Source organism: Bifidobacterium sp. LH_424 (assembly GCF_056356895.1).
In genome coordinates, this window is record NZ_JBKEVC010000010.1 from 96,748 (window position 1) to 106,699 (window position 9,952).

General features: G+C 58.6%; 5 protein-coding genes. 4 read left to right on the forward strand and 1 reads right to left on the reverse strand.

Translation table 11 applies throughout. The features are described 5' to 3' along the window. The first annotated feature begins 455 nt into the window (after positions 1-455). The 4 genes from AC1AYP_RS08800 to AC1AYP_RS08815 all read left to right on the forward strand — a co-directional run bounded on the left by AC1AYP_RS08800 (position 456) and on the right by AC1AYP_RS08815 (position 9,568). Positions 456-1,682 (forward strand): ATP-binding protein, encoded by a 1,227-nt coding sequence (locus AC1AYP_RS08800; protein WP_476547574.1) that lies wholly within the window; start codon positions 456-458, stop codon positions 1,680-1,682. Between the two features lie 748 nt (positions 1,683-2,430). Continuing rightward, positions 2,431-4,002: an amino acid permease gene (locus AC1AYP_RS08805; RefSeq protein WP_476547576.1), complete on the forward strand. Its 1,572-nt coding sequence runs from the start codon at positions 2,431-2,433 to the stop codon at positions 4,000-4,002. Positions 4,003-4,428: 426 nt separating this feature from the next. Further along, complete coding sequence (locus AC1AYP_RS08810; protein ID WP_476547577.1) at positions 4,429-7,701, forward strand: SpaA isopeptide-forming pilin-related protein; 3,273 nt, start codon at positions 4,429-4,431, stop codon at positions 7,699-7,701. Positions 7,702-7,786: 85 nt separating this feature from the next. Then, positions 7,787-9,568 (forward strand): isopeptide-forming domain-containing fimbrial protein, encoded by a 1,782-nt coding sequence (locus tag AC1AYP_RS08815; RefSeq protein ID WP_476547579.1) that lies wholly within the window; start codon positions 7,787-7,789, stop codon positions 9,566-9,568. Positions 9,569-9,848: 280 nt separating this feature from the next. Here the strand turns inward: AC1AYP_RS08815 and AC1AYP_RS08820 are convergent. Beyond that, on the reverse strand, positions 9,849-9,952 hold a 104-nt coding region (locus AC1AYP_RS08820; protein ID WP_476547207.1), incomplete at its 5' end, for an IS3 family transposase.

The following is a 9,952-nucleotide window of genomic DNA, read 5'->3' on the forward strand; positions in this document are numbered from 1 at the left end:
GCAAACGCCGGAGGTGTTTGTAGGCGATGTGCTCGCCGACAGGCGAGCTGAGATGAGGTCAGCCGAAGGCTGTCCGTGATTGCGATCGGGCTGGCCGCGAAGCGGACTGGGGGAGAGTGGGGGAGCGGCCGCAGGCCGCGGGGGTATCGCATCGGCCGAAGGCCGATTCCGTGTTGTATGCGGGCTCGAATCTTATCTTATCTGTGCTCGATAAGATACGATTCGATAAGATAAGACCGGCTGGCAAAGTTGCCAAAGGTGAATCTCTCAAATCTTTCTCGCACTGGATTATCTCAGTAAGGCGTAATTCTGCATATTTTTTGCATAATGGGCCCTAACTTGACATTCGTGTGTGCAGAAGGGGAAGTAACTGCAACGGCATGCATCGTGAGTGAACTTTGCTTTTCCTTGCTTCGCTATTTTTAGTATACTAAAAATAAGGAGGTGGTGCGGTCGTGGATTATATTGTACGTGAGAAGCTGATGTCTGCGCTGGAGAGTCACCGGAATACGCCTGAAGTCAAGGTGCTCACCGGGGTTCGTCGCTGTGGCAAGAGCACGCTGCTGAATCGGTATGCGCAATCATTGCTGGATCAGGGGCTGCAGGAGCGCAACATCTACCATCGTCGCTTCGACTCCTTCGATACGCCCATCGGGTACTCCGCCACGGACCTGTACGACGATCTCCGCCGTGCGTTCGATGCCGCCGGGCCAGGCCCGTTCGTCGTGCTGCTTGACGAGATCCAGGACGTGCCTGGTTGGGAGCAGGTTGTGCGGCGGCTGCACACGCGCGCCGACACGGACGTCTATATCACGGGATCGAACGCGAGACTGCTGTCTGGCGAACTTGCCACATACCTGACCGGACGATACGTCGAAATCCCCGTGTATCCGCTGTCCTACGACGAATACGCGACGCATATGGCGAAACGGCGGCCCGGCGCGAGCGAGGACCGGCTGTTCGCCGACTACATGATGTTCGGCGGCATGCCGGGCCTCTACGCGACCGGCGCCGTCGAACCGGACCGGGCACGGGCGGGCGAGGTGCTCGACGCCGTCTACGAGTCCGTGGTGGTCAAGGACGTGGCACGACGTTACGGCATCCGTGATCTCGCGACGTTGGAGAAGCTGAGCCGGTACCTGTTCGCGACATCCGGCAACATGTTCTCCACCAACAATGTGGTGAACACGCTCAACAGCGCCGGACTCAAGGTGACATATGCCACAATCGACAACCAGATCGACGCGTTGGAGAAGGCGTTCATCGTGTACGGGTGCGAGCAGTCGCGCATCCGCGGACGGCAGCTGCTGCGACCACAACGCAAGTACTATCCCGTCGACAACGGGTTCCGCAACCTCGCCAACGGTTTCAATGGGGCGGATCGCGGCGCGCAGCTCGAAGGCATCGTCTACATGGAGTTGCGCAGACGTGGCTGGAACGTGTCCGTCGGGGTGCTGCCGGGCGGCGAGATCGACTTCGTGGCGCGGCATGGCGCGGATCGGCAGTACATCCAGGTCACGTTGAACATGACGGAGGAGCAGACGCGTGAACGCGAGCTGGCACCGTTGCGCAAGCTCGACGACGCATTTCCGCGGATCGTGCTTACCCTCGACCGGTTCAGCGAAGGCGTCACCGAAGAGGGAATCCGCATTCTCAATGCGATGGACTGGTTGCGCGGGTGAGTCGGTTGCGTGGGTTGGTTGCTGGTTGCGTGTTGGCCCTCGATGAAGATGTGACGTGATTTCGCGTCGAGGGACGAGTTTTGTTGTCCCTCGACGGGATTGCGGGTGTGGAGTGCGTCGAGGGGCGAGTTTCGCGGTCGGGGAGTGTGGTGGTTGTTTCCGGAATCGTTGGAAAATAAGGGTTTTGATGATTTGTGATGATTGGGGTGGTGGGGGATTGCTGCCCCTCGGTGAGGATACGGGCTGATTTCGCGTCGAGGGGCGAGTTTTCTTGCCCCTCGGCGGGATTTCGGGCTTGTGTTGCATCGAGGGGCGAGCTGATATGAGGTCAGCCGAAGGCTGTCCGTGATTGCGGTCGGGCTGGGCGCGAAGCGGACTGGGGGAGAGTGGGGGAGGGCCGTAGGCCGCGGGGTATGGCATCGGCCGAAGGCCGATTCTGTGTTGTATGCGGCCTGCGGCCGCTGTCTCTCCCCCAGTCCGCTTCGCGGACAGCCCCCTCGACTGAGGGGGCCTACCCCCTCAGTCCGGCAGGGCCGGACAGCTCCCCCTAAAAGGGGGAGCAAATGAGACTGCATGCGCCGTAGGCGCATTCCGTTGTGTTCTGCGCCCCCCTTTAGGGGGAGCTGGCGGCCGTAGGCCGGCTGAGGGGGTTCACCCGCCTCCACTCCCGCCCCCGAAACCGCACGGTAATAATCGGTGCGAAGTTGACCCTTTTCTTTGAAACAAACAGGCGGTAAACTCGCGGGCTATGTCTGACGAGAAGAGCGCAAGCAGCAGTATGGGCGCGACCGGCACGGCCGGCGCGCCGGGTAGTAGTAACACCGCCCCCACCGGCACCGCCCCCACCACCCTCGAATCCGTCGAATCCCTCGACGCTTCCAACGAGATGGACCGTGGCCTGAACAACCGGCACGTCCAGTTCATCGCGATCGGCGGCACGATCGGCACGGGTCTGTTCCTCGGCTCCGGCAAGTCCATCGCCCTGACCGGCCCTTCCATCGTCTTCGTGTACATCGGCGTCGGCCTGGTCATGTTCATGCTGATGCGTGCGATCGGCGAGATGATGTACCGCGATCCGAGCCAGCATACGTTCATCAATTTCATCACCCGCTATCTGGGCAATGGCTGGGGCAAGTTCGCCGGGTGGTCGTATTGGATCGTGCTGGTGTTGATCGGCATGACGGAGATCACGGCGGTCTCCACGTATTTCATCACGTTCTTCAACACGTTCGACATCGATCTGACGCCATGGAAATGGCTGATCGAGCTTGTCTTCCTCGTCATCCTGTCCACCATCAACCTGATCGCCGTGAAGGCGTTCGGCGAGGCGGAGTTCTGGTTCTCGATGATCAAGATCACGCTGATTTGCGCGATGATCGCCACCGCCGTGGTCATGGTGGTCATCGGCTATCACTATGACGCGGTCCGCATTCCGGGCCATGACGGCGTCTCGCCCGCGGGCAGCGCGAGCCTAGCCAACCTCATCGCCAACTTCCAGATCGCCCCGAATGGCTGGCTGGCGTTCCTGATGAGCTTCCAGATGGTGTTCTTCGCGTATGAGGCGATCGAGTTCGTGGGCGTCACGGTCTCGGAGACGCAGAATCCGCGCAAGGTGCTGCCGAAGGCGATCAACGAGATCATCATGCGTATTCTGATTTTCTATGTGGGCGCGCTGGTGGCGATCATGTGCATCGTGCCGTGGACGTCGTTCACGCCGAATAAGGATGGTTCGTTCGCGTCCCCGTTCATCATGGTGTTCCAGTATGCGGGTCTGAATTGGGCGTCCGCGTTGGTGTTCTTCGTGGTGATCACGGCTGCGTCGTCGTCGTTGAATTCGCTGCTGTATTCGGCGGGCAGGCACCTCTACCAGTTGGCGAGCGAGTCGGATTCTCCGGCGTTCTCGAAGATCGGCAGGGTGTCGAAGCGTCATGTGCCGGCGCGTGCGATCCTGATTTCGGCGGGCTGCGTGCTCATGTCGCCTGTCATCAACGCGTTCCCGCAGGTGCATAGCGCGTTCGTCCTGTTTTCGTCCGCCTCGAGTGCGGTGATCATCTTCATCTATATTCTGACGATGGTCGCGCATCAGCGGTATCGCCGTTCCGCGGACTTCATCGCGGATGGTTTCGTGATGCCCGCGTACAAGTTCACGAATACGTTCGCGATTGTATTCTTCGTGTTCATTTACGTGACGTTGTTCCTTGCGTCGGACACGATCGGTTCGGCGGTCGCTGGCGTCGTGTGGTTGGTCGTGTTCGGCGGGTATTGCCTGCTGCATGACCGCTTCCAGAATCGCGATCTGAAGGCCGCGTTGCGGCGTTGACGCCCGTCACGCCGCCGTTTGCGCGGTGTGCGTGAGTGGGAGTGAGTGAAGCCCGCCCGGTGGTTCCCACCGTGGCGGGCTTCCCTGTTTCCGGCGTGGGTGCGCATGTCGCGTGTGTCACGTGTAAGCGGTGACGCGCCCGGGAAAGCGGTTGATTCTGTGTGGGATTCCGCACTATGACACGCCGTCCATTCCCGTATGATGCGGGGGGGGGGTGTTCGATTTCGGCGGAAATCGTTGGAATGATGGGGATTGCGGCGGATTGTCCATTATTCGACATGATGTCTATAATGGTCGGGTTTCGCAGACTCGTGTCATAAAGTTGTACTAAAACCGGTATTTAGAAGGCCGGAAGGACGATTGAGGTAGTGTGTGGTCGCCGTTCCGGCTGTTTGATACAGAAGAGGAACAAGGAAGGTGCACGACATGTTGCACATACAACAGACCCCGGAATCCGGTGAGGGTTCCGCTGCGAAGAAGGGGCGCGGCCTGGTGGGTCGTGTCGTAGCTGCAGCGGTCTCCGTCGTGATGCTGGGTTCGATGAGCTTCGCGCCGGGCCTCGCGCTCGCCGATTCGGCGCAGACCACCACCCAGAACAACACCACCGTCGTCGCAGGAGACACTGCGGCGGCCGATGCCGCCGCCGCGCAGAACGGCGCTCAGGCGACGACTGATACTGATACGCAGACGAAGCTGGGCAAGAAGGCCCAGGCCGCGCAGGACGCGATCAACGCGCTGCCGGATGCCTCCGCGCAGGATTTCGCAGTCACCAGTGACAACGTGGGCACCCTGAACCAGCAGCTCGACGACGTGACCACCAAGGTCAACGCCGTCCCGACCGCTCAGGCCCAGCAGCTCGACACCACCCGCGCCGACGTCCTGATTCAAAAGGTCGACAAATACAGCCACGACTGGGCCATCGACGCGGCCAAGATGGTTGCGGAAAACGATCCGTCCCCGACCAAGCTGCCGAAGAACGTGACTTGGGATGATGTGCGCGCGTACATTGATGAGAACTTCACTGGTTCCAAAGTGTTCGCCAACGCCGTGTATGACACGATTTATGCGTCGGGACAGGATTACACCAACAGCGCCCTGTACGGCGGTGCTCGGCTGCGTACGGCTGCTGACGTAATCAAGTATTTCGGTGCTCCGGATTCGCGTGCCGCACAAATTACGATAACGGAACCGCTTGAGGATAATGCCGTGTTGAACGGCATTTTATTGTTGGTTTATACCTCAACTCTATACGTTGAGAATGTTGGTACTCATAAGAGTCTTTCATTTATCGAGGATGCGTATAAAGAAACGCCCCGACCTTTCCCTTCGGATAAGGATATGGGGCCGGCTGTGATTGTCAAGTCTATTGGTATCACGGTTTTACCGAAGAATCCATATAAACTTAACTTGACCAGAACAGTGGGTGCGAACCTTCATAATTTCCAGACAACAGCGTACAATGATCTCATTGTTCCTATTTTGCGTGAGCGTAATACGCCTGTGTCAATTTCAATTGATACTACTTTGTCTGGCCGTGTTGCCTCTGTTGATTTGACTACGGTAAATTCAGCAAAAAGTACTTCGGATGATATTCATCCTACCGCGGTTAATGGGTATTTCAACGGACAAACTTCTAATGCTATTGCAACGAGCGGTAATAAAGTTGTAATGACCATTCCTGCTAATGGCAAAGATGGTGAGTACGAAGAGCAAATCATCTTTGACGATTTGTATAATTATTATGCCAACGCTGCTTTCCAACATAATTCCGTTGACTATTATTACCGTGCCAATGTTGCATACCTCAATACGGTGAAGATGAAGAGCGAATCCACTGTGCTTTCCGATTTGTCCTTCCAGAAGATCGATGAGGAGACCAAGCAGCCGCTTGCTGGTGCCGAATTCAAGATTTACAAGGACGGCAAGATTGCCAAGCAGGCTCAGATTGGTGCCGATGGCAAAGTTGTGACCAATGCTAAGGGCGAGATTAAGTGGCAGGACACTGGCACTTATACTTCTGACGCGAACGGCAAGGTCACTGTCCCATACCTTGAACAGGGTACGTACTATGTCGAGGAGACTAAGGCCCCGGCTGGTTATAAGCCTTCCGGCAAGACGATTGAAATCGAAGTCAAGGCCGCTGACAATGCGGTGACTGCTGCCTCCGCTAATGATGGTGAGGGAAAGACCGCCGAGGTATTTGGCGAGAAGAATACTGCAGTTGCTGATAACTTTAAGGATGCTACTAATTGGCTTGCTGCTACGGGCAATATGCGTCTCACTTCCAAGAAGGAATCCGTCACCGCGGGCGGCAATGGCGTGTTCATCAAGAATGGCGGTAACTCTGTTGTTCTGAATGATGTCTCCACTGCTGATGAGAAGACCCAACTGATTAGTGAAACTCCTCAGTATGTCGTGACTACGCCGAAGACCTCTAAGGGCGGTTTGACGTTTGACACCCTTGCAGAGGCTCAGCAGTACATCAACGACCTGATTGATAATGGTCAGCTTGATGCCAGCAATGCGGTTATTACCGTTAATACTGGCAAGCGCGTCTACTACAGCCCGAATGTCAACGGAACTCAGGCGGTCCCGAACCCGAAGCTGCCGGTGCACATCAGGCCTGGTGTGGGCAAGACGCTTGAAGGCTCTGCCACGAGCGACGAGACCAAGAAGTTCACGTTCCATCTCTCCGACGACAGCGGCAAGGTGCTCGACACCGCCACCGTCGAGATGAAGAAGGGCGACAAGAACCCGGTCTCCGCCACGGCCCTCTTCAAGACGCTCTCGTATGACTCGAGCGACATGAAGGATGCCAACGGCAACCCGGTCGACAGCAAGACCTTCACTTACTGGATCACCGAGCAGCCGAACGAGGCCGATCACGACGTCACCTACAACCCGGAGGGCGTCTCCTACAAGATGACGGTCGACGTATCCACGCTGAACGGCACCGAAGGCAAGGGCTATGGCTACAAGGCCAACGTGACGGTCATCAAGTACACCGACAACCAGACCGAGACTGGCACCACGGTGTACGAGCACGAGTTCACGAGCGTCGGTACCAACGGCACCAGCACGGATGCGCAGGGCAACGTCACGTATCAGCCGAAGCCCGGTGAGATTCCGGCCGCGACCTTCGCGTTCGGCAACGTGCTCAAGCCCGCGTTCGAGTTCACGAAGACCAACGGTGACAACCACTCGCAGCACCTTCAAGGTGCGGAGTTCCAGCTGTACCGTTGCAACGCGCCCTCTGGTCGCTCCTGCACGGTCGATCTGGTCGACTGGCAGAACGGTTCGAACGTCGGTGCCGATAAGGCATGGTCGGTGTTCGATACGCAGACCAGTGGTCAGGACGGCAAGGTGAAGTTCTCCGGCCTCTCCGACGGCGAATACCGCCTCGTCGAGACCAAGGCTCCGGCCGCCTTCACCCTTCCGACCGGCCAGTGGAAGATTACCGTCAAGGACGGCACGGTCTCCAGTCCGGAGGCCATCGCCGACAAGAACGGTAACGAGCCTGCCGGCTTCGGTACCCCCACGGATGGTAGCGGCATCGAGTTGTACAACTACCCGCACATGACGGTTCCTTCCACCGGTGGCCGTGGATTGGTTATGTTCGCCACGTTGGGCGGCGCGCTGCTGCTCGCTGGCGTAACGGTTGTGACCATTGATTCGAGGAGGAGGGCACAACTTCAGTAAGCAGTAGTTTTCGGGAGGCCGCGCCCCAAGCGCGGCGCGGCCTCCTATAATCCGTAATCACATTCAATAGAAGAAGGAAAGAATCATGTTCAACCTGAAGAAGAGCGGCATCGCAGCCGTGGCCGTCACCGCGGTCGCCGCCATGCTCGGCTCCTTCGGCCTCGCCGCCCCGGCCCTGGCCGCGGACACGCCGACCATCGGCACCGACAAGGTCAATGGCACCATCACCGTCAGCAACGTGGAGGTCGGCGCGACCGTCACCGCGTACAAGATGATTAACGTCAACTACACGAACGCGGGCACCAAGGATGCGCCGTCCTACGTGCCGACCACCCCGCAGTACACGTGGACCGATGCAGTCGCCGGCTGGGTCAAGGGCCAGTACAGGCAGTACATCGGTGACAACCACGAAGTGACCAAGGCATACACCAGCCTCACCTCGGATCCGACCAACGACGAGAACAGCGGCGCTCCGGATAAGGAGACCGGCAAGACTTCCGAGATCGCGAAGTTCTACGATGAGTTCTCCGCCGCCTTCACCGAGGGTGCCGCCGCTGAGAATCTGCCGGTTGCCGCTACCGCTAATGCTGAGGGTACTGCTGGCACTGACACGACCGTGACGCTGGACGTGCCGGTCGGTGGCTACCTCGTGCGCATCGAGAACAACGGCAACGCCAACGGCACCGTCGGTGACTGGTCCTACCGTCCGGTTGCTGTGGATGTGAACTTCAAGGCGAACACTGATTCCACGAAGTGGGAGATCAATTCCGCGACCGTCGTCGCCAAACGCAGCCGCGCCGGCCTTGACAAGTCCGTCAACGAGAAGACCAATGACGGCCACAACAACGGCAAGAACGAGTCCAACCAGGGCTCCGACACCGTCGCCGTCGGCGACACCGTCCGCTTCGACCTGCGCTCCGATGTGCCGGTCTTCCCGACCGACGCCATCGACAAGACCTACGTGCTGGCCGATAAGATGGACGACGCTCTGACTCCGAACTACGACAACAACGGTGATCACATCTTCAAGGTCTATGGATACAAGGGCACCGAGAAGTTCCCGGACGATAAGAGCGTCGACGAGAACGCGGATAACCTGCTCAAGGAAGGCGTCAACTACACGCTGACCAAGAACACCACCGATCTCGACGCCGACAACAATGCCGCTACTTGGCGTCTTGATTTCAACTACGACACCATCCGCCAGTACAACTACATCCACGTTGTGTACACCGCCACGGTGAACGAGAAGGCCGTCGTCGGCGAGCCGATCTACAACAACGCGAAGCTCCAGTACTCGAACAACCCGTACGAGCACAATTCGCACCGCACCGTCCCGGATGAGGTCAAGCTGTACACCTTCGGTATCAAGGTGCTCAAGCAGTTCTACGACGACAAGGGTGTGCTCCTCACCGATAAGCTGCCGCAGGGTGCCGAGTTCGCCGTCTACAAGAACGGTGCAGACAAGGCCCTGTCCTTCGTCAAGGTCGCCAATGGTGAGTACCGCGCCGCCAAGGCCGGTGAAGCCGGTGTGACTTCCCTGCCGGTCGACGCCGAGGGCCACCTCAAGGTTTCCGGCATCAACAAGGGCAAGTACCAGCTCGAAGAGACCCAGGCCCCGGTCGGCTACATCAAGCTCTCCGGCAAGATCGATGTCGAGATTATCCCGGTGACGGACGGCAACAAGGATTACACCGGTGCCGTCGAGGGCAAGACGGGTGAGCTCGGCTTCGTCTCCACGACCATCAACAACACCAAGGGCTGGCTGCCGAAGACCGGTAGCGCTGGCATGGTCGTGATGACCGTGGCCGGTGTGCTGCTCGTCGCGGCCGGCGTCACCGTGCTCGCCCGCAAGCGTCGCGCCTGAGTGAGTAGGTGAAATAAGGTCTCTCCCCCAGTCAGCCTTCGGCTGACAGCCCCTTCGTCAGAGGGGGCCCAGGGGAGAGGCCTTTTTCGTTAGGTGGGTGAAGCTGGCCCCCTCTGACGAGGGGGCTCCCGGCGGAGCCGGGTGGGGGAGAGATAGCTGGGACGTTACGTTTCGCTGTGGCGTCGCCTTCCAGCTATCTCTCCCCCAGTCGCCTACGGCGACAGCCCCCTCGTCTGAACTGCGCCCCGATTGCTGGACGTGGTTTATTAAGGGTACCTGATCAGGCTGTGGGGGACATGTTCCGGAATTCCTCCGGGGTGTGTCCCCCGAGTCGTTTCTGGCGTCGTTTGGTGTTCCAGTGGACGATGTACGCGTCCAGCCCGG